At 66.1% G+C, this 25253-nt stretch carries 30 protein-coding genes; 17 read left to right on the top strand and 13 right to left on the bottom strand.

Annotated elements, in window-relative coordinates:
* Position 1: 1 nt before the first annotated feature.
* The gene (locus K9B33_RS07785; protein ID WP_224547898.1) at positions 2–304 is read left to right on the top strand and encodes an alkylphosphonate utilization protein; all 303 of its coding nucleotides are present in this window, start codon (positions 2–4) and stop codon (positions 302–304) included.
* A 7-nt stretch (positions 305–311) separates the two neighbouring features.
* Here the strand turns inward: K9B33_RS07785 and K9B33_RS07780 are convergent, their stop codons facing one another.
* On the bottom strand, positions 312–863 hold the full coding sequence (locus K9B33_RS07780; RefSeq protein WP_224547897.1) for a 2'-5' RNA ligase family protein: 552 nt from the start codon (positions 861–863) through the stop codon (positions 312–314).
* A gap of 127 nt (positions 864–990) precedes the next feature.
* On the opposite strand from K9B33_RS07780, the gene K9B33_RS07775 reads away from it, so the two are divergent.
* The 4 genes from K9B33_RS07775 (at position 991) to K9B33_RS07760 (ending at position 4132) form a co-directional block, all read left to right on the top strand.
* The gene (locus K9B33_RS07775) at positions 991–1437 is read left to right on the top strand and encodes a pyridoxamine 5'-phosphate oxidase family protein (RefSeq protein WP_224547896.1); all 447 of its coding nucleotides are present in this window, start codon (positions 991–993) and stop codon (positions 1435–1437) included.
* 4 nt (positions 1438–1441) lie between these two features.
* A complete protein-coding gene (locus K9B33_RS07770) occupies positions 1442–1837 on the top strand; it encodes a DoxX family protein (RefSeq protein ID WP_411973996.1) in 396 nt (131 codons plus the stop codon).
* 64 nt (positions 1838–1901) lie between these two features.
* On the top strand, positions 1902–3950 hold the full coding sequence (locus K9B33_RS07765) for a carbon starvation CstA family protein (RefSeq protein ID WP_224547895.1): 2049 nt from the start codon (positions 1902–1904) through the stop codon (positions 3948–3950).
* Complete coding sequence (locus tag K9B33_RS07760; protein ID WP_224547893.1) at positions 3947–4132, top strand: YbdD/YjiX family protein; 186 nt, start codon at positions 3947–3949, stop codon at positions 4130–4132. Before K9B33_RS07765 ends, K9B33_RS07760 begins: the two co-directional genes overlap by 4 nt.
* Positions 4133–4407: 275 nt before the next feature.
* Here K9B33_RS07760 and K9B33_RS07755 read toward each other — a convergent pair whose 3' ends face one another.
* Together K9B33_RS07755 and K9B33_RS07750 are read right to left on the bottom strand one after the other, a co-directional pair.
* Entirely contained in the window at positions 4408–5349 is a 942-nt protein-coding gene (locus K9B33_RS07755; protein WP_224547892.1) for an XdhC family protein, read from the bottom strand.
* A 94-nt stretch (positions 5350–5443) separates the two neighbouring features.
* Positions 5444–6112, bottom strand: a complete 669-nt coding sequence (locus tag K9B33_RS07750) for a S24 family peptidase (RefSeq protein WP_224547891.1) — start codon at positions 6110–6112, stop codon at positions 5444–5446.
* A 115-nt stretch (positions 6113–6227) separates the two neighbouring features.
* On the opposite strand from K9B33_RS07750, the gene K9B33_RS07745 reads away from it, so the two are divergent.
* Positions 6228–6413, top strand: coding sequence for a hypothetical protein (locus K9B33_RS07745; protein ID WP_224547890.1), 186 nt, complete (start codon positions 6228–6230; stop codon positions 6411–6413).
* The gene (locus K9B33_RS07740) at positions 6410–6781 is read left to right on the top strand and encodes a hypothetical protein (RefSeq protein WP_224547889.1); all 372 of its coding nucleotides are present in this window, start codon (positions 6410–6412) and stop codon (positions 6779–6781) included. The genes K9B33_RS07745 and K9B33_RS07740 overlap by 4 nt, the downstream gene beginning before the upstream one ends.
* Positions 6782–6802: 21 nt before the next feature.
* On the opposite strand, the gene K9B33_RS07735 is transcribed toward K9B33_RS07740, so the two are convergent.
* Positions 6803–7777 (bottom strand): hypothetical protein, encoded by a 975-nt coding sequence (locus K9B33_RS07735; RefSeq protein ID WP_224547888.1) that lies wholly within the window; start codon positions 7775–7777, stop codon positions 6803–6805.
* Between the two features lie 48 nt (positions 7778–7825).
* Entirely contained in the window at positions 7826–9052 is a 1227-nt protein-coding gene (locus tag K9B33_RS07730; RefSeq protein ID WP_224547887.1) for a TIGR04063 family PEP-CTERM/XrtA system glycosyltransferase, read from the bottom strand.
* 105 nt (positions 9053–9157) lie between these two features.
* On the opposite strand from K9B33_RS07730, the gene K9B33_RS07725 reads away from it, so the two are divergent.
* The 3 genes from K9B33_RS07725 to K9B33_RS07715 are packed head-to-tail and all read left to right on the top strand — an operon-like array spanning position 9158 to position 11371.
* Entirely contained in the window at positions 9158–9295 is a 138-nt protein-coding gene (locus tag K9B33_RS07725; RefSeq protein ID WP_165363561.1) for a hypothetical protein, read from the top strand.
* A complete protein-coding gene (locus K9B33_RS07720) occupies positions 9288–10667 on the top strand; it encodes a DUF5935 domain-containing protein (protein WP_224547886.1) in 1380 nt (459 codons plus the stop codon). Before K9B33_RS07725 ends, K9B33_RS07720 begins: the two co-directional genes overlap by 8 nt.
* Positions 10664–11371, top strand: a complete 708-nt coding sequence (locus tag K9B33_RS07715; protein ID WP_224547885.1) for a hypothetical protein — start codon at positions 10664–10666, stop codon at positions 11369–11371. The genes K9B33_RS07720 and K9B33_RS07715 overlap by 4 nt, the downstream gene beginning before the upstream one ends.
* Here the strand turns inward: K9B33_RS07715 and K9B33_RS07710 are convergent.
* A complete protein-coding gene (locus K9B33_RS07710) occupies positions 11331–11885 on the bottom strand; it encodes a type 1 glutamine amidotransferase domain-containing protein (RefSeq protein WP_224547884.1) in 555 nt (184 codons plus the stop codon). The genes K9B33_RS07715 and K9B33_RS07710 overlap by 41 nt on opposite strands.
* Before the next feature lie 116 nt (positions 11886–12001).
* Here K9B33_RS07710 and K9B33_RS07705 point away from each other — a divergent pair, with 116 nt between their 5' ends.
* From K9B33_RS07705 to K9B33_RS07695, 3 genes are all read left to right on the top strand, one after another.
* Complete coding sequence (locus tag K9B33_RS07705; protein WP_224547883.1) at positions 12002–13009, top strand: DNA topoisomerase IB; 1008 nt, start codon at positions 12002–12004, stop codon at positions 13007–13009.
* A gap of 33 nt (positions 13010–13042) precedes the next feature.
* Positions 13043–14209 carry a mechanosensitive ion channel family protein gene (locus tag K9B33_RS07700; protein ID WP_224547881.1) on the top strand — a complete coding sequence of 389 codons (1167 nt, stop codon included), beginning with the start codon at positions 13043–13045 and terminating at the stop codon, positions 14207–14209.
* A gap of 185 nt (positions 14210–14394) precedes the next feature.
* On the top strand, positions 14395–14784 hold the full coding sequence (locus K9B33_RS07695) for a hypothetical protein (RefSeq protein ID WP_224548044.1): 390 nt from the start codon (positions 14395–14397) through the stop codon (positions 14782–14784).
* Here K9B33_RS07695 and dgcA read toward each other — a convergent pair.
* Positions 14778–15755 (bottom strand): N-acetyl-D-Glu racemase DgcA, encoded by a 978-nt coding sequence (gene dgcA, locus K9B33_RS07690; protein ID WP_224547879.1) that lies wholly within the window; start codon positions 15753–15755, stop codon positions 14778–14780. The two genes, K9B33_RS07695 and dgcA, sit on opposite strands and share 7 nt — an antisense overlap.
* A 103-nt stretch (positions 15756–15858) precedes the next feature.
* On the opposite strand from dgcA, the gene K9B33_RS07685 reads away from it, so the two are divergent.
* Both K9B33_RS07685 and K9B33_RS07680 read left to right on the top strand, forming a co-directional pair.
* Positions 15859–17151: a class I SAM-dependent methyltransferase gene (locus K9B33_RS07685; RefSeq protein ID WP_224547878.1), complete on the top strand. Its 1293-nt coding sequence runs from the start codon at positions 15859–15861 to the stop codon at positions 17149–17151.
* Between the two features lie 111 nt (positions 17152–17262).
* Entirely contained in the window at positions 17263–19050 is a 1788-nt protein-coding gene (locus K9B33_RS07680) for an ABC transporter transmembrane domain-containing protein (RefSeq protein WP_224547876.1), read from the top strand.
* Positions 19051–19093: 43 nt separating this feature from the next.
* Here the strand turns inward: K9B33_RS07680 and K9B33_RS07675 are convergent, their stop codons facing one another.
* From K9B33_RS07675 to K9B33_RS07655, 5 genes are all read right to left on the bottom strand, one after another.
* Entirely contained in the window at positions 19094–19423 is a 330-nt protein-coding gene (locus tag K9B33_RS07675) for a PilZ domain-containing protein (RefSeq protein WP_224547875.1), read from the bottom strand.
* 220 nt (positions 19424–19643) lie between these two features.
* Entirely contained in the window at positions 19644–20066 is a 423-nt protein-coding gene (locus K9B33_RS07670) for an ExbD/TolR family protein (RefSeq protein WP_224547874.1), read from the bottom strand.
* Between the two features lie 24 nt (positions 20067–20090).
* Positions 20091–20579 (bottom strand): ExbD/TolR family protein, encoded by a 489-nt coding sequence (locus K9B33_RS07665; RefSeq protein WP_224547873.1) that lies wholly within the window; start codon positions 20577–20579, stop codon positions 20091–20093.
* Between the two features lie 111 nt (positions 20580–20690).
* On the bottom strand, positions 20691–21446 hold the full coding sequence (locus K9B33_RS07660; protein ID WP_224547872.1) for a MotA/TolQ/ExbB proton channel family protein: 756 nt from the start codon (positions 21444–21446) through the stop codon (positions 20691–20693).
* 72 nt (positions 21447–21518) lie between these two features.
* Complete coding sequence (locus K9B33_RS07655) at positions 21519–22181, bottom strand: energy transducer TonB (RefSeq protein WP_224547871.1); 663 nt, start codon at positions 22179–22181, stop codon at positions 21519–21521.
* Positions 22182–22435: 254 nt separating this feature from the next.
* On the opposite strand from K9B33_RS07655, the gene K9B33_RS07650 reads away from it, so the two are divergent.
* The gene (locus K9B33_RS07650) at positions 22436–23308 is read left to right on the top strand and encodes a hypothetical protein (protein WP_411973995.1); all 873 of its coding nucleotides are present in this window, start codon (positions 22436–22438) and stop codon (positions 23306–23308) included.
* Positions 23309–23405: 97 nt separating this feature from the next.
* Positions 23406–24710 (top strand): homoserine dehydrogenase, encoded by a 1305-nt coding sequence (locus tag K9B33_RS07645; RefSeq protein WP_224547869.1) that lies wholly within the window; start codon positions 23406–23408, stop codon positions 24708–24710.
* Between the two features lie 7 nt (positions 24711–24717).
* Here the strand turns inward: K9B33_RS07645 and K9B33_RS07640 are convergent, their stop codons facing one another.
* Positions 24718–25152, bottom strand: a complete 435-nt coding sequence (locus tag K9B33_RS07640; protein WP_224547868.1) for a hypothetical protein — start codon at positions 25150–25152, stop codon at positions 24718–24720.
* Between the last annotated feature and the right edge of the window lie 101 nt (positions 25153–25253).

Genomic DNA, 25253 nt, shown 5'->3' with positions numbered 1-25253 from the left:
CATGGCCGACGACGACTATGTCTATGACGAAGCCAGCGGCGAATGGATCAGCGCGGCGAACGCCGCAGCGGCAACCGATGCCATCGATCCCGTCGAAGTCCGCGATTCGGTCGGCAATTTGCTGGCCGACGGCGACCAGGTCACGTTGATCAAGGATCTGACCGTCAAGGGTGCGGGCCAGACGTTGAAGCGCGGCACGCTCATCAAGTCGATCCGCCTGACCGGCGACGCCCAGGAAATCGACTGCCGCTATGACGGGATCAAGGGGCTGGTGCTGCGCGCGGAGTTCGTCCGCAAACGCTGAGAGGCCGTCAGAACAGGCTATATTGCGCATCGCCCTTTAGCGGCCAGCAGCCCACTATCTCATGCCGGGTGCGGCCGACATGGCTGCACAGCAGCACCACTTCCTCCACATGCCAGCCGAACCCGTCGATGCGCCGCTGCTGCGGCCGCCCGTCGCTATAGTATAGGGTCTGGTGCGGGCTGAAGCTCCAGCCCGGACGCGGCGTCGCCCCGGCGCGCGCCATCGCGGCGGCGACCTGTTGTTGCACCTTCTTCAATCCCGCAATGCTGCGCGATGGCCGTAGGGCCGCCGACCGGCCGCCAAAGTTCACACCGTTCATCAGCAGGTCGAACGGCTCCGCCATGATCCCCGCCGCTGCCCGGCGCAGCGCCTTGATAAGTTCATAGGGATAATCCGGCCAGTCGGTCGTGATGCCGAGCGTGACATGCTGATGTTCGGGACGGATGCGGTCCGCCCCCGGCGCCAGCGTCGCGGCGAAATGGTCGATCTGCCGCGCGACGACCGGCGGCGGCTTGAGCGCGAAAAAGGGGCGGTAAAGCGGCGCGGCGCGGCTTTCCATGGCGGCAACTCCCGAATCATATCCGATATGTTCATTATATGTTCTTATGAACAGGAGTCGAATCCGATCGATGGAACCCGACTCGCCCTGTCCTGCGTTAAGACCCGATCGAGCAGAGGAGACGCACATGGTGCAGCACACGATGGCCAGCCTGGCCGAAAAGATGCAGCATATCGATTTTGCCATGCTGTCGACCCATACGGAGGATGGCCATATCGGCGCTCGTCCGATGAGCAACAACCAGGATGTGGCCCATGGCGGCGACAGCTATTATTTCACCACCGAAGACACGCTGATGGTCCGGGATATCGAGCGTGACCCGCGGGTCAGCCTGTCCTTCCACGGCAAGAGCGGGCTGTTCGGCCAGCGCCCGTTGTTCATCGCGCTGGAAGGCCGCGCCGACCTGATCCGCGATCGGGCCCTGTTCGAGGAACATTGGAACCCCGATCTGGAGCTTTGGTTCGAGAATGGCGCCGACACGCCTGGACTGGTGATGATCCATGTCCATGCCGAACGCGCCCATTATTGGGACGGGCAGGATGAAGGCGAGCTTGAAATCGACGTGATGCATTAAGGCCGTGCGCGGCCGGACCATCGCCCGACTGGTGCTGGCCGCCGCCTATGCCTTTGCCGGCATTGCGCATCTGACGCGGCCCGGCGGTTTCATCGCCATCACGCCGCATTGGGTACCGATGCCCGACACTGTCGTGGCGTTGACCGGTGTGGCGGAACTGGCGGGGGCGCTGGGTCTGATGATCCCCGGTCTGCGCCGCGCGGCCGGGATAGGCCTGGCACTCTATGCGCTGTGCGTGTGGCCCGCCAATATCAATCACGCGCTCAACGACATCCCCCTGGGTGGGGTGCATCTGAGCTGGTGGTATCACGGCCCCCGGCTCGCGTTGCAACCCGTCATCATCTGGTGGGCGCTCTGGGCCAGCGACGTCATCGACTGGCCGTTTCGGCAGCGCCGCTAGGCGGTTGTGTTTCGGAGGGGGGGGATTAGGGTGCCGACGTCCCCCCAACCGCTCTGGAGCGCATGTGACCCGGCACCTACCCTGGATTTTGACCGCTTGTCTCGGCGCGATCGCGCTCGGCGTCGTCGCGGTGTCGCGCGGCGAGGCGGTCAACGCGCTGTGGATCGTGGTCGCGGCGGTCTGCTGCTTCCTGGTCGCCTATCGCTATGATGCGCTGTTCATCGCCCGCCATGTGATGCGGCTCGACCCGGCGCGCCCCACCCCGGCGCTCCGCCGCGCCGATGGCCTCGACTATGTCGCGACCGACAGGTCCGTCCTGTTCGGCCACCATTTCGCCGCGATCGCGGGCGCAGGACCATTGGTCGGGCCGGTGCTGGCCGCGCAGATGGGCTACCTCCCCGGCACATTGTGGATCATCGTGGGGGTCGTGCTGGCGGGGGCGGTGCAGGATTTCATGGTTCTGTTCATCTCCATGCGCCGCGACGGCAAGTCGCTGGGCGAACTGATCCGCATGGAAATGGGGCAGGTCGCCGGCACCATCGCCCTGTTCGGCGCCTTCATGATCATGGTCATCATCCTGGCGGTTCTAGCGCTCATCGTGGTCAAGGCTTTGGCGGAGAGCCCCTGGGGCATGTTCACCGTCGCCGCCACCGTGCCGCTGGCCATGGCGATGGGCGCCTACACACGCTGGATCAGGCCCGGCCGCATCGGCGAAGTGTCGCTGCTGGGTCTCGTCGGTCTGCTCGCGGCGATCGTCTATGGCCAGGCGGTATCGCTGTCGTCGGTCTGGGGTCCGATCTTCACCTTCACGCCGGTCCAGCTCTGCTGGATATTGATCGGCTATGGTGCGGTCGCTTCCGTCCTGCCGGTGTGGCTGCTGCTCGCGCCGCGCGACTATCTCTCGACCTTCCTCAAGATCGGCGCGATCGCGGCGCTGGCCATCGGCATCGTCATCATGGCCCCGCCGCTCAAAATGCCTGCCCTTACCCAGTTCGTCGGCGGCAACGGCCCGGTCTGGTCGGGCGGCCTCTTCCCCTTCCTGTTCATCACCATCGCCTGTGGCGCGGTGTCGGGCTTCCACGCGCTGATCGCCAGCGGCACCACACCCAAGCTGATCGCGAGCGAAGCCCATGCGCCGATGATCGGCTATGGCGCGATGCTGATGGAGGCGTTCGTGGCGATCATGGCGCTGGTCGGCGCGTCGATCCTGGACCCCGGCATCTATTTCACGATGAACAGCCCCGCCGCGCTGATCGGCACCGATGCGGCCAGTGCATCCGCCGCCGTCACCGCCATGGGCTTCCCCATCTCGCCCGACCTGATCGCCCAGACGGCGAAGGATGTCGGCGAACATAGCATCATCAGCCGCGCGGGCGGCGCGCCGACGCTGGCGGTGGCGATGGCGGAAATCTTCAGCCATGTCGTCGGCGGCCCGGCGATGAAGGCCTTCTGGTATCATTTCGCGATCCTGTTCGAGGCCTTGTTCATCCTGACCGCCGTGGACGCCGGCACCCGCGCCGGGCGCTTCATGTTGCAGGATCTGATCGCGCTGGCCGTGCCGTCCTTCAAGGACACGACCAGCCATGTCCCCGGTATCGTCGCCACCGGCCTGACCGTCGCGGCGTGGGGCTTCTTCCTCTATCAGGGCGTCACCGATCCGCTGGGCGGGGTGAACACGCTCTGGCCGGTGTTCGGCATCTCCAACCAGATGCTGGCGGCGATCGCGCTGATGCTGGGGACGGCGGTGCTGTTCCGCATGAAGCGGGACAAGTTCGCCTGGGTGACTTTGGTCCCTACCGTCTGGCTGCTGATCTGCACCCTGTCGGCGGGCTGGCTGAAGCTGTTCGCGGCCGATGCCAAGGTCGGCTTCCTCGCCCATGCGGCGAAGTTCAGCGCGGCGGCGGACGCAGGCATAGTGCTGGCCCCGGCCAAATCGATGGCGGAGATGCAGCGCATCATCTTCAACGACCGAATCGACGCCGCGCTGGTCGCGCTGTTCCTGGCGGTGGTGCTGGCGCTGCTCTTCTTCACCGTCCGCACCTGCCTCGCCGCCCGGCGAATCGCGGCCCCAACCGCACGCGAAATTCCTTCGCAACTGGTGCCGGCCGAATGAGCGGGTTGTTCGATACCCTTCGCCGTACCGCGCGACTCATGGTCGGGATGCCTGACTATGACGCCTATCTGCGCCACATGGCCGCGCATCATCCCGAGCGTCCCGCGATGAACCGCACCCAGTTTTTTCGCGACCGGCAGGAAGCCCGCTATGGCGGCAAGAATGGCGGCCGCTGTTGCTGAAAATATCCTGTCGAAACAAGGCGGATAGCGACTCTTGGCGGAAGTCGTTATCCGCAGAATATCGCAACTCTTGTAATATTACGACTGTAAAATCGGATGGCACGACAAGAAATTTCGCAAATACGTCGTTAGGGGTATTGATCCATCCCGCCGCTTTGCTAGGGCGCGCCATCCTTTGTGCCCGACAGCGTAAGGGATGTGTCCCCTGCCCATCCCTTGCGGCAGGGGGCACGCATCGCCCTTAGCATCTGGGCATCAGCGCGAGGTTCGCGCCATCAGATGTTTTCCATCCGATGAGCAATCGCTCGGGCGTTGAACCCGGCCACCATCCCTGCCGTGATCGACAGCGCGATTTCCGCCGCGCCGATCGCGCCGATATCCAGCCCGGCCGGTCCGTCGATACGGGCAAGATCGTCGGCCCCAAAGCCCATCGCCCCTAGCCGCTCCAGCCGCGCCGCATGGCTCTTGCGCGATCCCAGCGCCGCGACATAACCCGTCGATGCGCGGAGCGCCGCCACCAGCGCAGGGTCGTCGATCTTGATGTCATGGCTCAATGTCACCACCGCGGTTGATTCGCCCGGGAAGCGCGCCGCAATCGCCTCGTCGGGCCAACGGTCGTCCAGTTCCACGCCGGGAAAGCGCTCCGCCGTCAGGAAGCGGCCGCGCGGGTCGATCACCACCGGCGTCACCCCGATCGCCTGCGCCAGCGGCACCAGGCTCTGGGCGATCTGCACCGCGCCGACGATCAGCAGACGGCGCGGCGGATCGTAGCGATTGAGGAAATCCCCTTCTCCCGCCGCCTCGCGCGTCACGCCGCTGTCTAGGTCGGTCGCCAGCGTCAGCGCCCGGCCGCGCGCGCTGGCGGCGGCGATCCGGTCGAACAATCCGGGCGCGAAGCCGGCCTCGCTCACCGGCTGGACCAACACCGCGATCTCGCCGCCGCAGGGCAGTCCGACCTCCCAGGCGTCGCCATCGGCGACGCCATAGCGTTCGACATGGGCAGAGCGGCCGCCGATCACTTCCGCAGCGCGCTGCAGTACGGCGCTTTCGACGCAGCCGCCCGAAATACTGCCTTCGAACCGGCCATCGGCGTGGACGATCATATGGCTGCCCCGCGGCCGCGGCGCCGATCCCCAGGTCGACACCACCGTCGCCAGCGCCATGCGCGCGCCGCGCCATTCGATCGATTTGCGGATAATCGATTCATTATCGTTCAATCGGAATTCCCGGAAGTTCTGAAACTTCGTCCATTTCGTGCCTATGATAGGAACCGCCCTACAGGATGGGATGCGGCCCCGCGCAATTCAACGCCTAATGCAAGCGCCTGCCGCTCCAGACGACCCGGCCGACAATATCCACCAGCGCCGGATCGATATCCGCCCAGTCGGGATAGTGCGGATTGTCGCTGACCACGCTGAACCAGCCGCGCCGCGGCCCCATGGCGACCCGCTTGACCATCAGCACGCCGTCCAATCGCAGCACGTAGACGCCATCGCGCAGCCGGCCGGCGTCATCGTCATGATCGACCATGATATCGTCACCGTCGTTGAGCGTCGGCGCCATCGATTCGCCATCGACCCGGATGATCGACACACGCTGCGGCCGCACACCCAGATGGCGCAACCAGCGCGCGTCGAACGCCATCACGCCCGCCGCCTGCTCATCCTCGTCCAGCGACCCTTGCCCCGCAGACGCGCCCAGCGCCAGACGCGGCACCGCGACCACCGCAGGGATGCCGCGCACCCGGACGGGCGCAGCGACCGGCGGCGTCGCGCCGCCCAGCATCTGTTCGGGTACGCCGAAATAGCGCGCCAGCACATGGCGATCCTCCTCGTCCAGCTTGCGCGGGGTGCCGCGCTTGATGAACTGCTGGATATAGGCCGGATTGCGGCCGATCAGCCGGGACAGATCGGCATAATTTTCTCCCCGATCGGCAATCAGTCGATCGAGCGCAATCCGGGCATGTTCCGATTCATCCATATCCAATCCATAATGATAGGAATTTTCCTAGACAAGTAGGAAATTGGCTTAGAGATAGGAATAAACCTATCGACTTGCAGCGGGCGAGTCGCACTGAACGGGGAGAAGAAGGCCAATGTTGCTGCGTATGATCGAGCAATTTCTTCGCGAATTTCAGATGCCGCCGACCAGGTTCGGGCGCAAATGCGCGCGCGATCCGCGGCTGGTTTTCGACCTGCGCCTGGGTCGGGAACCCGGCGATCGCGTAAGAAGGCGAGTAGAACATTTCATGAACAGTTATCGCAGGAGCATCAGCCAATGACAAGCATGGATCATGGGTTCGGCGCGGCCAACCTCATCCGAAATAAAGCAATAGGAAATCGGCGAACGAACCCGCTGCCGTCTCTTCTGGCGCAGTTGCTCGTGCGGGCGGGTCAGCCCGCCATCGTCGAACGGGCGGTCAGCCGGCCCTGGGCCAGCGCCCTGTTCGAAGGGCAACGCCACAACGTGCGACTGCGCCTGAGCGGCGACGATTTCCCCGAACGCGGCACGGCCTTCATGACCGGCCTGGCCGATGTCGAATGGGCGCTGCCGGGTCATTTCGTTGCCGACATCAGCGTCGACGACGGCGATGCGGACATGGAGAGCGTCTGGCTGGAATTGTCCGCCCTGACGATCGAAGACTGGTAGACCTGTGCCGGGCGCGCGCTTTTAGCGTCGCCCGGTCATGGAGCGTAGTGCGCCGAGCGCGGCGCGCAGCGCTTCGTCGGCATCCTGCTCGACCGCCGCGCGCACCGGCACAGCCGATGCCACCGGCATGTCGGCAATCACGCGATCGCCCGCCGCAGCCGAAGACATTTTGCGCGACCGGTGCATTAGCCCCCGCTCCAGCCGCTCGGTCAGCTCGCCGATCGACAGGCCATGGGTGGAAGGCATTGGCAACGGTGCGGACGGGATCGATTCAGCAGGCGGCGCCAAGAAGGAGGGCGTTGCGGGCGGCGTCCTGTCGATCGCGACCGGCGCCGGATCGATCCCGGCGACGGGTTCGTCAGCCAGATCATCCTCGATATCGCTTTCGACCAGGCTCGGCACGGCAAAAGGGCCGGCCGGACGCAGGAAGGCGGGCTGCGGCAGTTCCGCTTCGGACAGCGGCATGGGCGCACTGGGCATGGCCAACTTGCCGAGCGGCACGATCGTCTCGCGTTCCGGGTCGCGATGCGCGACCAGCGACCGCCGGCCGGCTTCGGCCCGCGGGAAGATATCGATGCCGTCGAAATCCCGGCTGGCAAAGATGGGCGGACGCGACGGGGCGTCGGGATGGGCGTCGGCACGACGCAGGATCGGCGCGTCCGGTTCGATGCCCGGCGCAGCACGGCCCCGCGCCAGCGCGGTCAGCTTGGAGAATGCGAAACCCATTTTATGTGCTCCCTGGACGCGAGGGGCGCGTCCTTTCCCATTATCTTGTTCCGGCCCACCGGCATCACGGCTCGCCAGGCCGATCAGGCCGAGCGCCATGATCCCGGCGAAACCCGCCATCAACAGCCGCGCCTTCAATCCCAGCGGCGGCGCCGCGGCGGGCAGCGCTTCGCTGAGGCCACTCGACGCCACGAGCATCTCGATCAGGCCCACCGGAATCCACAGCACCAGCAGCGCGGTCGCCATGCCGGCCGATGCGGCGATCGCCATGCTCCGCCTGTTGATGACTCCCGCCGCCACCTTGTCTTCAACCCTTGCTCATGCGGCCGCACGTGTCCGGGACGGCCGCGCCAGCAGTCGCTGGTAAACGGGTTCATAACGCATAATGTTTGACGACCAGTTACGTTCGCGCTCGACGAAGGCGCGGGCCACGGCGCGGCGCGCATCCCATCCGTCGCGATTCGCAAACAGGCCCGCCAGCGCCGCGGCGATCGCCGCCGGATCGTCCGGCGCGAACAAGGTGCCGGTGACGCCGTCTTCGATCAGTTCGCGATGCCCGCCGACGCTCGACGCCGCGACCAGACGCCCTTGCGCCATCGCCTCCAGCGGCTTCAGCGGCGTCACCAGATCGGTCAGGCGCATCGCCTTGCGCGGGTAAGCCAATATGTCGACCTGCGCATAATAATGTTCGACCTGGTCGTGCGGCACCCGCCCGACGAAGACGATATGGTCGGCAAAGGGCGACGCCATCGCCTGGTCGCGCAGCGCCTGTTCGCGCGGACCGCCGCCGACCAGCAGCAGCTTGGCGCGGGGCCGGGCGCGCACGAGTCGCGGCATCGCGGCGATCAGGTCGTCCAGCCCCTCATAATCGTAGAAGCTGCCGATGAAGCCGACCACGTCGGCGCCTTCGAGGCCCAGCTTCGCGGTCAGCGCCTGGTCGCGATCCACCGGCGTGCCGAACTGGTCCATATCGACGCCATTGGGCGACACCACGATCTTGTCCGCATCCACGCCGCGCGCGATCAGGTCGCCGCGCAGCCCTTCGCAGATCACCGCAACGGCATCGGCCGCGCGCACCGCATGGGTTTCGAGCTGGCGCGTCAGCCAGTAGCGCGGATTGCCTTCGACCCCGGTGCCGTTGCCGACCGCCGCATCCTCCCAGAAGGCGCGGATTTCGTAGATCATCGGCAGGCCGTGGCGCTTGGCCACGCGCTGCGCCGCGATCGCGTTCAACACCGGCGAATGGGCGTGGATGACGTCCGGCCGCCAGGCCCGCACCAGCGCGTCGATCGCATCGGCATGGGCCGATATGTCGCGCCATTCGCGAATCAGCGGATTGCCGCTGGCCGGTTCGCCCGGCGTGCGATGGAAGGTCAGGCCGTCGACCACTTCCTCTTGAGCGCCCTGCGCCGCATGGCGATGGCCGGTGATGCCGCACACCTCCCACCCCTTTGCCATTTGCGCGCGCAGAATCGCGCGGGTGCGAAATGTGTAGCCGCTATGGAGCGGCAGACTGTGGTCCAGGACATGGAGAATACGAGTCATAGCCCAATCTGTTTGCCGAAAAAGGTTTAACGGCCCGTCAACTCTGTCTCGCTAGTGGGGACAAGTGCCGAACGGAATCACTCAGCCCCCTATGATCGACGCGCGATGATCGACGCCCTGTCCCTGCTTATCAGCCATGGCGTGATCCTGCTTGCGGCCTGGCGGCTGCTGCCGCGCGCCGATCTGGATCGCGACCCGCCCGCGCAGCTTCCTTCGGCGCCGGAGCCGCATACCGATGCGTGATCTCTTCTTCATCGCCTTTCTCGGCATCTTCGGCCTGATGGGCCTGCGCCGGCCGTTCCTGCTGGTCGCCGTCTATGCCTATATAGACATCGTCTCGCCCCAGCGCCTGTCCTATTTCCTGCTCAACACCATTCCCATCTCCGCCATGGCCTTTGCCGCCATGGTCGGGGCCTGGCTGGTCATGGACGACAAGAAGGATTGCCGATTCTCGGTGCGGCAGGGGCTGATGCTCGTGCTGGTCGCCTATTGCGGCTATACCACCATGACCGCCGATTTCCCGGTCGAAGCGCTGACCAAATGGAACTGGGTGTGGAAGGCGATCATCGCCGGCATCTTTCTGCCGCTCGTCCTGCGCACCCGGCTGCGGATCGAGGCGTTGACGCTCTTCATGATTCTTTGCGCCAGCACCATCATCATCAATGGCGGCATGAAGACCGCGCTGTCGGGCGGGGGCTATGGCGTGCTCAACCTGATGGTCGAAAACAATAGCGGCCTCTATGAAGGCAGCATCATCAGTTGCGTCGCCATATCGCTGATGCCGCTGATCCTCTGGTTGTCCAACCATGGCACCATCTTTCCGCCGGACTGGCGCGTGAAGACCTTCTGCTACGCCCTGTGCCTCGCCTGCATGTTGATGCCGATCGGCACGGAGGCGCGCACGGGCCTCGTCTGCCTCGTCATCCTCTTCGGCATGATGCTGGTGCGGTCGAAGAAGAAGTTCGTCTATGGTCCGCTGCTGGCCGTGGCCGCGCTGGCGTCCATCCCCTTCCTGCCCGCCAGCTTCACCCAGCGGATGGAGACGATCGAGAATCACCAGGGCGACGAAAGCGCCGCCACCCGAGTCGCGGTGTGGATGTGGACGCTCGACTATGTGAAGACGCATCCGGGCGGCGGCGGCTTCGACAATTATCTCCAGAACAGCTTCACCTATTTCGCCCAGAGCACCGTCGTCGACAGCGGCGGCGCACGGATCGAGCGGCGCATCGTCACCGACAAGGGCCGCGCCTATCACAGCGCCTATTTCGAGATGCTGGGCGAACAGGGCTATTTCGGCTTCTTCATATGGGCGCTGATCCACGGCATCTGCTTCATCCGCACCGAATCGATCCGTCGCCTCTATCGCAAGCGCGCCAATGAACCGGACAAATACCCGGACGAAGCCTGGATCTCGCCCTTCGCGTCGGCCCTGCAACAGGGCCATGTCGTCTACATGATCGGATCGCTGTTCGTGGGCATCGCCTATCAACCCTTCATCTTCATGATGCTCGCGCTCCAGATCGGGCTCGACACCTATCTGACGCGGCTGCGCAAGGATGCGGCGAAGCAAGCGCTTGCGGCAACGCTCAACGCGCGGCGGGCGGTGACGGCATGACCGGGGAATTGCGCCTGCTGGGCCTGGCCCACGGCCTGCTGCTCGGCCTGTTGCTCGCCTGCCCGTGGCAAGCGCCGGGCCTGCTGCCCTGGGGCATCGACGCGCTGCTGCTGGTCGGCGGATTCCAGTTGCGGCTCGCCGATCGCCGCTTCGCCCTGCGCCCCGGCGCGCGGGAGTGGGTCAGCCATATCCTGATGGCGCCGTCCCGGCTGATCCGCTGGGGCGCCGCCGCGGTGGTCGCATTGATCGCCGGGCACGGCGATCTGGCAGTCGCCGTCCTGCTGGCCGCGCTCGCCTGCGAACTGCTGGCCTATCCGCTCACCACCCGGCTGCTCGGCCGGGCGCCTCTGGCGCCGGCGGTGGCGATCCTGACGCTGCTGGTCGCCGCGCTGGGCCTGCCCGGCCCGTCGACGCTGCATCTCGTCCTCAGCTTTCTGACCGGGGTCACCGCCGCCATGGCCTGGCTACGCGGCCCGGATGGGGAACCGCGCGCGCTCGCGCTGGCGCTCGGCGGCATCGTCGCCGCCATCGTCGCGCCGCTGCTGTTCCCCGGTGCGCAGGCTTTCGCCGCCCCGACGCTTACCGTTTGCGCGGCATGGGCGCTGGCGCATCTGTCGGTCCTGCGCCGGCGCGTCATGCCCTGGCACCTCGGCGCCGCGCCGCTCAGGCTTCGACCGGCTGTCCTGCGCTCACCGCCGTCCTGAACGCCTCCACAAAAGCGGGAATATCGTCGGGATTGCGGCTGGTGATGATGTTCCCGTCGATCGCCACCTGCATGTCGACCACCTGCGCGCCGGCATTGGCCAGGTCGGTACGCAGCGAGGGCCAGGACGTCATCGTCCGGCCCGACGCCACGCCCGCCTCCACCAGCAGCCAGGGTCCGTGGCAGATCGCTGCGACCGGCTTGCCCGATTCGGCAAAGGCGCGGACGATCGCCACAGCCTTTTCGTTCATCCGCAGCGTATCGGGATTCGCCACCCCGCCCGGCAGGATCAGTCCGTCATATTCGGCGATCCGGACCGCCTCCAGCGTGATGTCCGGCGTGATCCTGTCGCCCTTTTCGGCATGCTTCATGCCCTGAATGGGTTTCGTACCGGGCGATGCGAGCACGACCTCCGCCCCGGCGTCGAGCAAAGCCTGACGCGGTTCGAACAGTTCGGACTGTTCGAACCCGTCGGTTGCAAGGATCAGGATTCGGCTTTCTTCGATGACGGGCATGATGCTCTCCTTGATGATATGGAGCCTAAACGGGCGCCCGCCGCGGAGGTTGCGGAACGAAGCGATGAACGGCGGGTTTTCGGGCTTCAAGGAACAGGATGGGGGAGAAGGATAAGATGGCCCATAGCTCCATCGTCCATGCGGACGACTCCATTCCCGGCATTACGCGACGCGCGCTCAAGCACGGATGGGCCTATTATGACGCCGACGGCACGCGCATCGCCGACCGCGACGAAATCGACCGGCTGAACGCGATCGCGCTGCCGCCGGCCTATGTCGACTGCTGGTACTGCCCCTCGCCCTGGGGCCATGTCCAGGCGATCGGCTATGACGATCGCGGCCGCAAACAATATCGCTATCACCCCGACTTCCGCGCCGCGCGGGAGGCGGAGAAATATGCCGGCTGCCCCGATTTCGGCCGCGCCCTGCCCAAATTGCGCGAACGGCTGGAGGCCGACCTGTCGCGTCGCGGCCTGCGCAAGGACCGTACGCTGGCCGCCGTGATCCGCCTGCTCGACCTCGCCAAGCTGCGCGTCGGCAACGAACATTATGCCACCACCAACAAGAGCTTCGGCGCGACCACGCTGCGCCGCCGCCACATGGACCTTAGCGGCAAGTCGCTGACGCTGCGCTACCGCGCCAAGTCGGGCAAGGAGCAGTTGCTGACCGTCACCGACACCCGCCTGCTCCGCTTCGTGCGGCAGGTGCAGGATTTGCCCGGCCAGCATCTGTTCCAATATCTGGATGAGGATGGCGACGCCCGGCCGATCACGTCGGGCGACGTCAACGCCTATATCGCCGACGCCATGGGCGGCCCCTTCACCGCCAAGCATTTCCGCACCTGGGGCGCCTCCACCATCGCGTTCGAAACGCTGGCGGCGGGCCATGTCTCGCAGAAGGAGCTGCTCGCCCCGGTGGCGCAGGCGCTGGGCAACACGCCGGCGATCAGCCGCAAAAGCTACGTCCACCCCGCCCTGCTCGCATTGTGCAAGGACGGACAGGATGAATGGCGTGCGGGGCTTCGCTTGCCGCGCCGAACGCGCTATCTGTCGCGCGGGGAGCGCGGCCTGATTGCGTTTCTCGACGGGATCGCGGATTGCGCCCCGCTGGCAGCGGCGGCCTGATCCGCCGCGCCACCCTATTGCAGACGGAACAGCATGGCCGACAAGAAAGACCCCGCCCTCCCCGACCTCAGCGTCCATGCGCCGAACCTGCGCGAGATGTGGGATTCGACCATCGCCTGGTTGCAGGTCCACTATGTCCAGATCCTGATCGCCGTCGGCGCGGCCGTCCTCATCTATCTTGCCCTCGCCGCGCTGCGCGAACTGGGCAAGCGGCACAAGGGCAGCCGCGGCGATCCGCTGGGCTATGCCAATGTGCTGGGCCGCGCCGCCGCGCGCACCACCCATTATTTCATGGTGCTGGTCGCGGCCCGGCTGGTCGTGGGCTATGCCGACGCGCCGGCTTCGCTGACGAAGACCGTCGCTTTCCTCTTCACCATCGCCACCGTGTTGCAGGTCGCGCTGTGGGCGCGGGAGATCATCCTGGGCCTTATCGAGCGCAAGACGCTGGCGGAGGATGGCGGCGGCGAAACGCTTGCCAACGCCATGGGCCTGATCCGCGTGCTGGTCAGCTTCGCGCTGTTCGCGATCGCGGCGATCGTGGTGCTCGACAATCTGGGCGTCAACGTCACCGGCCTGGTCGCGGGCCTGGGCATCGGCGGCATCGCCATCGGCCTCGCCGCGCAGGGCATCTTCTCCGACCTGTTCGCCGCGCTGTCGATCATCTTCGACAAGCCGTTCCGCCGTGGCGAGATCATCCAGTTCGACCAGACCACCGCCCGCGTCGAGCGGATTGGCCTGAAAAGCACACGCCTGCGCGCCATGTCGGGCGAGCGGAAGGTCGTGTCCAACGCCAATCTGCTGCAGAAGGAAATCACCAGCCTGCAGACGCTCACCCAGCGCCGCGTCACCTATGCCATCGGCATCATCTACCAGACCGAGGAAGCGAAGGCCGACGCGATTCCCGACATGTTGAAGGATATTGTCGAGGCGGAGGGGCTGATCTTCGTCAATGCCGGCATCATCGCCTTCGGCGCCAGCAGCCTCGACTATCAGCTCAATTTCGACGTGCCCGATCCCGACCATCACGACTATTTCCAGATGCGCCACCGCATCGGCCTCGCCATCTGGAAACGCTTCAACGCGGAGGGAATCGAATTCGCCTATCCGACCCAGACCAGCATCACCGCCGGCCCCGACGGCAAGGCGATCATGCCCTATCCCGAGGTGCAGCCGGTGCGGACGGTCGGGGAGAAGGGGTGATCGACGCCTGATCGGAATCATCCTCACCCCCAGGCTTGACCCAGGGTGGGCGACATCGGGATAATCGCTGATCTATCCCCTCGGATAGGAAAACCATCCCCCTGTCACCGCAGGTGCGTCGATCCGACCATGGCACAGCGCCTTGCCGCCGCCAGACACCCGGCCTAGCCGCCCTGTCCATGACAATGTTGCGCCTCCCTCTCGTCGCCCTGGCGCTCGCCGCCGCCCTTCCTTCCACCGCTTATGCAGAAGGGCTGGGCGCAGAGGTCAATTATGGCCGCGCCGACGGCCATTGGGGCACGGAAATCGGTGCGGGCTATGCGCTGAACATGGCGGGGTTCAGCCTGACGCCCGGCGCAGGCGTGTATGTGCGCGATGGCGACACGAAACTCTATGGCCGGGTCGAGGCCGCCTATACCATCCCGTTGTCCGCCACGATCGGCGCGGGCGCGCACTTCAGCGGCGACAATATCCGCCCTTATGCGACGCTGGCGATGCCGCTCATCCCCAAGCTGCGGGCCAAGGCCAATGTCGGCCCCAAATATTATGCGGTCGGCCTGACGCTCGGTTACTGAGCGCCGCCCCATAGCGTGCCCGGCTGCAACAGCCCGTCGCGCAGCGCCAGGCCACCGTCCCGGTCATCCGCCAGCAACAGCGCGCCGTCCAGGTCGATCCAGTCCGCCCCCTGCGCCACCAGAGCGGCGGGGGCGATGCCGAGCGACGTGCCCAGCATACAGCCGACCATGATGCGAAAGCCGCGCGCCCGCGCTTCCTTCGCCAGCGCCAGCGCTTCGGTCAGCCCGCCGGCCTTGTCGAGCTTGATATTGACTGCGTCGAAATCGCCCAGCCGATCGAGATCGGCCCGCGTATGACAGCTTTCGTCGGCGCATAGCGGCAGCGGGGCGCGTACGCCCGCCAGTCGCGCCTCCTGCCCGTGGATCACCGGCTGCTCGACCATTTCGACACCCAGCGCCGCCAGCGCCTCCGCCTCCGCCGCAATGTCCATGGCGTGCCAGCTTTCATTGGCATCGACGATCAGCCGGGCGTCGGGCGCGCCCGCTCGCACCGCCGCGATGCGCGCCCGGTCGCCCTCGCCGGTCAGCTTGCATTTGAGCAGTGCGAAACCCCGCGCCGCCGCGGCTCTTGCGTCCGCCTCCATCCGGTCCGGTTCCCCCAGGCTGATGGTGAAGGCGCTGGGCAAGGGCGCGGGCGATTCCAGCCCGGCCAGTTGCCACACCGGCAAGCCGGCCTGCTTCGCCTCCATATCCCACAGGGCACAGTCGAGCGCGTTGCGCGCCGCGCCGCGCGGCATATGGGTCAGCAGCGCCGCCCGCTCCAGCGGCCCGGCATAGCCTTGTATCGCCGCGACGCAGCCTTCCGCGCTCTCGCCCTCATAATAGATGGCCGTCCCTTCGCCGCGCCCTTCGTACGCCCCATCGATCACGGTGCAGACGATGACGTCGACATGGGTCTTGGCCCCGCGGCTGATGACGAAGGCGCCCGCAACCGGCCACCGTTCGACTGTCGCGGAAATTATACGGGTCATCGGCGTTCCCTGCGTCATCCATTGACGATGTGTGACGCTGTCATATGCGCGAAACAGGATGGGCGGCATAGTCCGGCAGTTCGACAAGGAGCATGTTTTTACAGTGACATCCCGTGACCTCACCGGCCTCCTCGCGCTCACCGAAGCGCACCATGCCGATAGCGACCTGCCGCGCCGCCTGTCGGACATGGCCTGGCGCATCGGTTTCGGCGCGATCGGCTGGCCCTGGCTGCTCGCCAGCCTGTCGGGCGGGCGCCCGGCGGACAAGCGCGCCCTGCTGGACGAACTGCAATTGCCGCACGACGCCCTGCCGCATCTGGGGAGTTGGAAGGCCGATGTCGGATTCCTGCGCCACATCGTGCGGGAGATCGCCCGGCTGCGCCCCGCCCATGTGGTGGAACTGGGGGCGGGCGCGTCCTCCCTCATCGCCGCCCGCGCCCTGCAATTGCATGGCGGCGGCCGACTGCACAGTTTCGACCAGCATGGCGGCTTTGTCGATGCGACCCGGCAGTGGCTGGCCGACCACGCGCTCGACGTCGACATCCGCCACGCCCCGCTGACCCATGACAGCGCCGACTGGCCGGGCCGCTGGTATGCGATCGATGCCCTGCCCGAACAGATCGACCTCATCATCATCGACGGGCCGCCCTGGAGCGTTCACCCGCTCGTGCGCGGCGCGGCCGACAGCCTGTTCGCGCGCCTGTCCCCCGACAGCGTGGTCCTGCTGGACGACGCCGCCCGTCCCGGCGAGCGGCTGGTGGCGCGGCGCTGGCGGCAGCGCTGGCCGCATATCGATTTCCGCCTGGTGAAGGACGGGACCAAGGGCACGCTGGTCGGCCGCCGTCGCGACACCCGCCTGCCGGTCGCCAATGACAATGACGCCGGCCGTACCTGGCGCCATGTCGGACGCGCCGCCGCCATCGCCGCATTGCTCGCCAGCGGCTGGATCGCCCGCGGCGCACTGGGCGAATTTCCGCAAAGCGCGCAGGCCAGCACATTCCTGGACGAAGCGGCCGCCTCCCGCCGCGCCGGCCTCCTGCGCCAACGCATGGCATCCCAGGTCGAAAGTGCGACGTTCGATCCGCAGGAGATCGAACGGTCGACCGGCATCGTGCTGCCCGCCCTGCCCGCCGGATGGCGCGTGACCGACGTCCAGCTCTTTCCGACCGCGGACAGTCCGGCGATCGCCATGTCCCTGCGCACGCCGCAGGGGGAAGCCTTGTCCTTCTTTGCGGATCGCGCCGAAACGCCGGCTGAGGCGACGCCGCTGATCGCCCGGCAACAGGGCGACGTCGTCGCCTATTGGGAAGCCGGCGCCATGGCCTACGCCCTGACCAGCAAGGGCGACGCCCGCCGCGTCATGCAACTGGCGGGCGAGATCGCCCCCGGCGCCTGAACGGCCGATTGCGGCGGGGCGACGCTGCTGGCGCCCCGGTTTACGCGATTTCGCTTCGCTGGAGTCTTCAGATGTTCCATCTGACTTGAAATCGCTTTAAGCGCCGCATCCATGGAGGATGCCCCGCAACCCGCCGCCCGCGCCGATGCGCGACCCGCCCTTGGCAGCCTGACGATGCTGTGGGGGTTCGCCCGTCGCTATCCGGGCCGCATCGCCGGCGCGTTGCTGGCGCTGATCGTGTCGTCCGCGGCGACGCTGGGCATCCCCAGCGGGTTCCGGTTGGTGATCGACAAGGGGTTCATGGGCGGCGGCGACATCAGCCGCTGGTTCGCCTATCTGCTGATGATCGTCATCGTCCTGGCGATCGCCAGCGCGCTGCGCTTCTATTTCGTGTCCTGGCTGGGCGAGCGCGTCGTCGCCGACATCCGCAGCGCCACTCAGGCCAATCTGTTGCGCCAGGCGCCGCGCTTCTTCGAGGAAAACCGCCCCTCTGAAATCGCCTCTCGCATGACGGCGGACACGGCGATCGTCGAACAGGTGGTGGGATCGACCGTCTCGGTCGCGCTGCGCAACCTCGTCACCGGGATCGGCGGCCTGATCTACCTCTTCGCGCTGGCGCCCAAGCTTGCGGCGATGCTGTTGCTCGGCATCCCGGTCATCCTGCTGGTGCTGATCGGCCTTGGCCGCCGGGTACGCGGTCTGTCGCGCGCCAGCCAGGACCGGCTGGCCGACATCGGCAGCGTCACCAGCGAAGTGCTGGGCGCGATGAAGATCGTCCAGGCCTTCGGGCAGGAAGGGCGCGAAGCGGCCCGCTTCGACGCGACCGTGGCAAGCGGATTCGCCACCGCGCGGCGGCGGATCGGCCTGCGCGCGCTCATGACCGCGGTGGTGATCGCACTCGTCTTCGGATCGATCACGGCGGTGATGTGGCAGGGCGCGCTCGATGTCGCCGCCGGTCGCCTGTCGGGCGGCAGCATCGCCGCCTTCGTCCTGACCGGCGGCCTGGTCGCCGGCGCGTTCGGATCGCTGTCCGAAAGCTGGGGCGACCTGCTGCGGGGCGCGGGTGCCGCCAGCCGCCTGCATGAACTGATGACGGCCGAGCCGGACATCGTGCCGCCAACCCATCCCGTCCCGCTGCCCGCCGGCGATCATGGCGCGCATCTTCGCTTTGAGGATGTGCATTTCCACTATCCCACCCGGCCCGATCAGGCCGCACTCCATGGCGTCTCCTTTGCTGTCGCGCCGGGCGAGACGGTCGCCGTCGTCGGCCCCTCCGGCGCGGGCAAATCGACCCTCATCCAGCTCGCCTTGCGCTTCTACGATCCGGGGTCGGGCGTCATCCGCCTGAACGGCGTCGCCCTGCCCGATGCCGATCCCGCCGCGTTGCGCGCCATGATGGCGATCGTGCCGCAGGACAGCGTGATCTTTGCCGCATCGGCCCGCGACAATCTGCGCTACGGCCGCTGGGACGCGACCGACGAACAGATTTGGGAAGCCGCCCGCGCCGCCAATGCCGAAGCCTTCCTGCGCGCCCTGCCGCAGGGCTTGGACAGCCAGATGGGCGAGGGCGGGGCGCGCCTGTCGGGCGGCCAGCGCCAGCGGCTGTCGATCGCCCGCGCGCTGCTGCGCGATGCGCCGATCCTGCTGCTGGACGAGGCCACTTCTGCGCTCGACGCCGAATCCGAACGGCTGGTGCAGGATGCGCTTGGCCGGCTGATGCGCGGGCGCACGACGATCGTCATCGCCCATCGACTGGCGACGGTGCGCGCCGCGGATCGCATTCTGGTGATGGACGAAGGGCGTATCATCGAACAGGGCGATCATGCCGCGCTGGTGGCCCGGGACGGCCTGTACGCCCGCCTCGCCAGTCTCCAGTTCCAGGATGCGCCAGCCGCCTGATATCCGTCTGGCGCTCAGATGGCGCCAGGCGATGCGTCGCGCGTCAGTATGAGCCACCCGTCTCGTTCAGGCGAACGATATGGTCGAGTATCGCGGGATGCAGCGGCCGTTCGAAGGTGCAGCCCGATTCGGGACCGCGGGTCCACAGAACGCGGGCGCGGCGCCCTTCGAAGCCCGGCAACATGATCCACAGATCGCTGCCGATCGTCAGCTTCATGAAGCTTTGCAGGCGAAATCCGGTGACGGACATGTCCGTGATCCGGCTGGTGAACCAGGTTTCACCCGGTCGCCGGACCTTGACCCCGATCTGGACGTGGCGACGCTCGGCCGCCCGGCCCTTGCGGTCATATTCTGATTTCCGTTCCGCACTCATGATCGATACCGCGCTGCTTCGGCCGCATTATCGGCGGTCGAGGTAAGCAAAAGATTAAATCGGCCGGCGTGGCGGTTCAGTCCTCATTCCCGACGCACAAAAAAAAGGGCCACCCGAGGGCGACCCTTTTGTCTCTGTCATCTTCCATCGCATGATCCAGCAAACCCAACCCGCCAACCGGGAAGTCCTGTGCGGGATAAGGGTCGCTGGCAGTCAGCGATCAGAAGTTGCCATATTGCTCGTTGCCGACGAAGCCCAGCTTCGTCACGCCCGCACGCTTGATCTCCGCCAACACTTGGTCGACGACGACATAGCGGGTGGCGGCGTTGGGCTGGAACTGCAGTTCCGGCTCGACGGGCAGGCGCAGCGACTGCTGCAGATACTGACGCAAGGTCAGCAGGTCGATCGGCGAACCGTTCCAGGTGATGATCCCGGCCGGGTCGATGGCGACCTTGTTCTTGACCGGGTCGATCACGCTGTCAGTCGGCGGCGCGTTCTGCGGCAGATCGATCTTAACCGCGTGGGTCTGGATCGGGATGGTGATGATGAACATGATGAGGAGAACGAGCATGACGTCGATCAACGGCGTCGTGTTCATTTCCATCATCGGCTCGCCATCATCGGAGCCCATGCTCATAGCCATAGCGAAATCTCCTTAATCAGCCGATCAGAGGCGGGTCGTCGACGTGCCGGGTTCCGGCTCGGAGATGAAGCCCACCTTCGGGAAACCGGCGCGCTGCATCGTATAGATGGTCCCGCCGATGCAACGATAGGGGGTGTTGATGTCGCCGCGAATATGCACTTCGGGCAGATCCTCGGGCGTCATGTTTTCGACACCGCCTGCCTTCTTGATGTCCGCCTCAAGCTTGGCGACGGCACGATCTAGCAGTTCACTGGAGTTGACCGGGGCCATGCCCCAGAACACCGCACAGCTGCCATCCGTGGCCGTCGTGACCGAAAGGGACACATTTTCCGGCTTCGTCGTGGTCGGCTCGAACGCAACCTTGGGAAGTTGCAGATCGACCGTCTGGACGACGACCGGGACCGCGATGAGAAAGATGATGAGCAACACCAGCATGACGTCGACGAGCGGCGTCGTGTTGATGTCGGACAAGGGCTTGTCGTCACCGCCGCCGGGGCCAACACTCATTGCCATTGATACTATCCTAACCTTGGTGTCGATGGCGCCCCGTCAGGCGGGGCCCACGTCCGGCGGGACCGGGCGGTCGCAGCCGCCACCCGGTCCCATACCGGAGTCTTAAGGCAATCAGGCCTTGGTCGGCGCAGCAGCCGGCTTGGCGACCGAAGCAGCCGGAGCGGCGGCAACGGTCGGCTTCACGGCGCCGTCCGAAACCAGATAGGCGAGCAGGTCGACGGTGAAACCGTTGAGCTGTTCGGCGATCGACTTGTTGCGGCGCTGCAGGAAGTTGTAGGCGAGCACCGCGGGAACGGCCACGGCCAGACCCAGGGCGGTCATGATCAGCGCTTCACCGACCGGGCCGGCGACGGCGTCGATCGAGGCCTGACCGGCGGCGCCGATCTTGATCAGCGCGCGGTAGATACCGATAACCGTACCGAACAGACCGATGAACGGCGAGGTCGAACCGACGGTTGCGAGGAAGGCGAGACCGCCGCCGAGCGACGAGTTGATCGCGGCTTCCGAGCGGGCCAGCGAACCGTGCAGCCAGTCATGTGCTTCGACCGGGTCCTTCAGCTTGCTATGCTCTTCCTGCGCCTTGATGCCGTCGTCGACGATCTGCTTATAGGCCGAGTTCTTTTCCAGCTTGGCCGACGCTTCCTTGAGCGAACCGGCGCGCCAGAAGGTCGCACGAACCTTCTTGCCCTGGTTGATCACCTTCTGCTGTTCGATCAGCTTGGTGAAGAGGACGTAGAAAGTACCGACCGACATGGCGCACAGGATCAGGAACACGGTCCAGGCGATCGTGCCGCCCTGTTCCAGAGCTTCCATCAGGCCATAGGGGTTTTCCGGCTTGGGAGCCGCAGCTGCGAGATACATCAACATGTTCAAGACTTCCCTCTCAATGAGATCAAGCTAGGGCCAGGCGGCGCCGAGCGCACGCCTGCCCGATCAGGATTATTCCGGCAGACGCCAGGTGATACGCCCGTTGTAGGTGTCGGGCATTTCCGCGCCATCAGACCCCTTGGCCGGCTTGAAGCGCGCACGCTTCGGCAGCAGGCGGCAGGTCGCCTCGTCGAGATCGGCATGGCCGGTCGAAGAGGTGATGGTGCAGTTGGTCACCCGACCATCGGCGCCGATTTCCAGCCGGAAACCGGCCGTACCCGAACGTTCTTCGCGCTGGGCGCGGCTCGGATAGTCGGCATCGCTGAGCCAGCTGCCCGGAGCGCCACGCGGCGAAGCGCGCGTTGCGGCCTGAGGCGGTGGCGGCGGTGCAGCCGGAGGCGGCGGCGGCGCGGCGACCGGAACCGGATTGAACACCGGAGGGGGCGTCCGAACGGTCTGGATCGGCGGCGCAGGCGCCGGGGTCTGCACAATCGGCGGAGGCGCGACGACCGGCGGCGGCTCGACCGGCTGGTCTGGCGGCGGCGGCGGCGGCTCCTCGTCCGGTGGTGGCGGTTCCTCCTTCACGTCGATCACGTTCAGCTGTTCTGCCGCCTTTTTGACATATTTCATGCCAAGACCGGTGACGAAGGCATAGCCAAGAACAGCGTGAATCAGGGCGACGATGACGATCGAGACAGTCCGACTCGATCCTTGCGAGTGGTCAGCATAGGCCATTCGGCAACGACACTCCTTAACTCATCTTACCAGTGGTTTATACAAAATCAGCCAAAAACGACCCAAGCCGACCGAGCTACCCCAATCGCCTTTGGCCCCTGCCCGTTCATTTGCTACCGCGCAAACTCCTATCGCGACGCATCGTGGCACGCAAACGCTTTATCGATTTGTTCATTTGCGGTTACCATTTCATATCGGAATGACTTGCCTGTGACATCCTTGCCACGGGCCAAAAACATAGGACGAAGCTGACGATGAAATCCGCCACCCGCCTGCGCCACCTGGGATTGTTGTGCCTCATTTCCGCCGCATCTCCCGCGGTTTTTCCGGCCTTTGCCCAAAGCGGCAGGATGGTAACGCAACCATCTGCCGCCCGTCCCGGCCTGTCCTATGCCGACATTGTGGACCTGGCGGACAAAGCGCCGCTAGTGGCCAATGTGCGTATTCGCAACATCATCGCGTTGAAGGCGGAACAGGCCGGAACGGTCCCCGCAGGCCATAAAAGACTGTTTATCGAGGCCGACGTGACGGGGCTGATTCGCGGTGAAGCGGGAATCGCGCCCCTTGTTACCTATCTTTATGACGCGCCGCTCGATGCGCGGGGCAAAATAGCCAAGCTCAAAAAGGCGCAGGTCATCCTCTTCGCGCGGCCCGGCGGGCGACCCGGCGACATCCAGCTGATCGCGCCCGACGCGCAAATTCCGGCCACCCCTGCAGAGGTGAACCGGGTCAAGGCGATATTGTCGGAACTGGTTGCCCCCAACACGCCGCCCCGCATCCTGGACCTGGGCGACGCTTTCCACGTCGCCGGCACGGTTGCGGGCGAAGGCGAGACGCAGATTTTCCTGCGTACCGAAAATGGCGATCCGGTGTCGCTATCGATCCTGCGTCGTCCGGGCCAGGCGCCGCACTGGGCCGTCGCGCTGGGCGAGATCATGGACGAAGCCGCCCGTGCGCCGGAGCCGGGCAGCCTGCTCTGGTATCGGCTGGCCTGTACATTGCCCGCGACCCTCCCCTCTCGCGCCGTCCGCACCCTGTCGATGCAGGACGCCGAAGCCGCACGCGCCGACTATGGCGTGGTGATCGCCGCGCTCGGTCCCTGTGGACGGACGCGCGCCACCTCCTGATTCGGAGGGCGCGCGACGGCCGCCCGCTTTTCCTTGGACAGTTTCGCGCGGGCGGCTATCAGCGCGGCGTTCATCACGGAAGGGAAGATACGCCGCCATGACCAATCTGCACCGCCATGCCCCGCTGCGCGTCGCGCTTGTCGGCCTCGGCACGGTGGGCGGCGGGGTGATTCGGCTGCTGGAGACCAATGGCGACCTGATCGCCCGCCGCGCCGGCTGCCCGATCCAGATCGTCGCCATCTCCGCGCGCGACCGGAACAAGGATCGCGGCGTCGACCTGTCACCCTATGAATGGGTGGACGACATGACGACGCTGGCCACGCGCGACGATGTCGATGTCGTGGTCGAACTGATCGGCGGCGCGGACGGCCCCGCCCTGACGCTGGCGCGCCAGTGCCTGACCTTGGGCAAGCCCTTCGTCACCGCCAACAAGGCGATGCTGGCGCATCATGGCCTCGACCTCGCCCGGCTGGCCGAGCAGGGCGGCATCGCGCTCAAATATGAAGCTGCGGTCGCGGGCGGCATCCCGGTCATCAAGGGGATGCGCGAAGGCGCGGCCGCCAATGAGATCAGCCGCGTCTACGGCATCCTCAACGGCACCTGCAATTATATCCTGACCACCATGGAGAAGGAAGGCCGGGGCTTCGACGAGGTGCTGAAGGAAGCGCAGGATCTGGGTTATGCCGAAGCCGATCCCAGCTTCGACATCGATGGCGTCGACGCCGCGCACAAGCTGACCATCCTCGCCAGCCTCGCCTTCGGCACCGAACTGGATTTCGACGCGGTCGCGACCACCGGCATCCGCCATGTCATTGCCGCCGACATCGCCGAAGCCGCCGCGCTGGGCTTCCGCATCCGCCTGGTCGGCATGGCGCAGAACGGGCCGGACGGCCTGTTCCAGCGGGTCCATCCGATGCTGGTGCCGCTCGATCATCCGCTCGCCCATGTCGACGGTTCGCTGAACGCCGTGGTCGCAGAGGGCAATTTCGTCGGTCGCCTTTTCTTTCAGGGGCGCGGCGCAGGCGACGGGCCGACCGCGTCGGCCGTGGTCGCCGACCTGATCGACGTCGCGCGCGACGAATATGGCGATGCCTTCGCCATGCCGGTCGCCGCCCTGACGCCGCAAAATACGGCGGACGCCGGCGCGCGCATCGGCCGCAGCTATCTGCGCTTCAAGGTACAGGACCGCCCTGGCGTGCTGGCCGAAATCGCAGCAGCCACCCGCGACGCGGGCGTATCGATCGAAAGCATGATCCAGCGCGGCGCCAACCAGGCCGACGGCGTGCTGGTCGCGATCGTCACCCATGCCGGTGAGGAGCGCTGCGTGCGCGACACGCTGGAGCGGCTGGCGGGGTCCGACAGCCTGCTGGGCACGCCGATGGTCATGCACATACTGGATTGATGCCGCCTTAATCCCGCCCGGCGCCCTTGATGCGTTCGGGCGGCGGCGGCGACAGGTCGGCATCGGGATCGACGATCGCCTGCACGCCCCTGGCCAGCGCGCCGATCATCTGGAACACCGGCAAGCCGCCGGTGCAGCCCGTTCCCTGGCCGCCGACCACTCCGCAACTGCCCTGCCGCACGGCGACGGCCGATGCCCGCGGCGCCTCCCCACGCAACGGGGCGCCGCCATCGTCGTTGGAGCGCGGCAGGGGCAGCCGCTCGCGCGCATTGCGTTCCGCCCGCGTCCCGCACACCACGATAGCATCGCCGCTGCGATCGCAGGGACGGACGACCCGCGTCTTGTCCCGATAGGCGGCCATCACCGCATCCTCTCCCGCATCCTGCGCATGGACAGGCGATGCCATCGCCAGCGGAGCGAGAAGAATAAGCCGCTTCATCATGCCAGAAAAGCAGCCAATCATGGCCGTATCATGTCGCGGCGAATCGTTGCGAAATGAGCCATGCGGTCCGCCTTCCTCGCTCGACAAGAACGGGCCGGACG

It is taken from the genome of Sphingobium sp. 3R8 (genome assembly GCF_020166615.1).
Classification (GTDB): domain Bacteria; phylum Pseudomonadota; class Alphaproteobacteria; order Sphingomonadales; family Sphingomonadaceae; genus Sphingobium; species Sphingobium bisphenolicum.
This window is presented reverse-complemented; position numbering and strand designations above follow the sequence as displayed.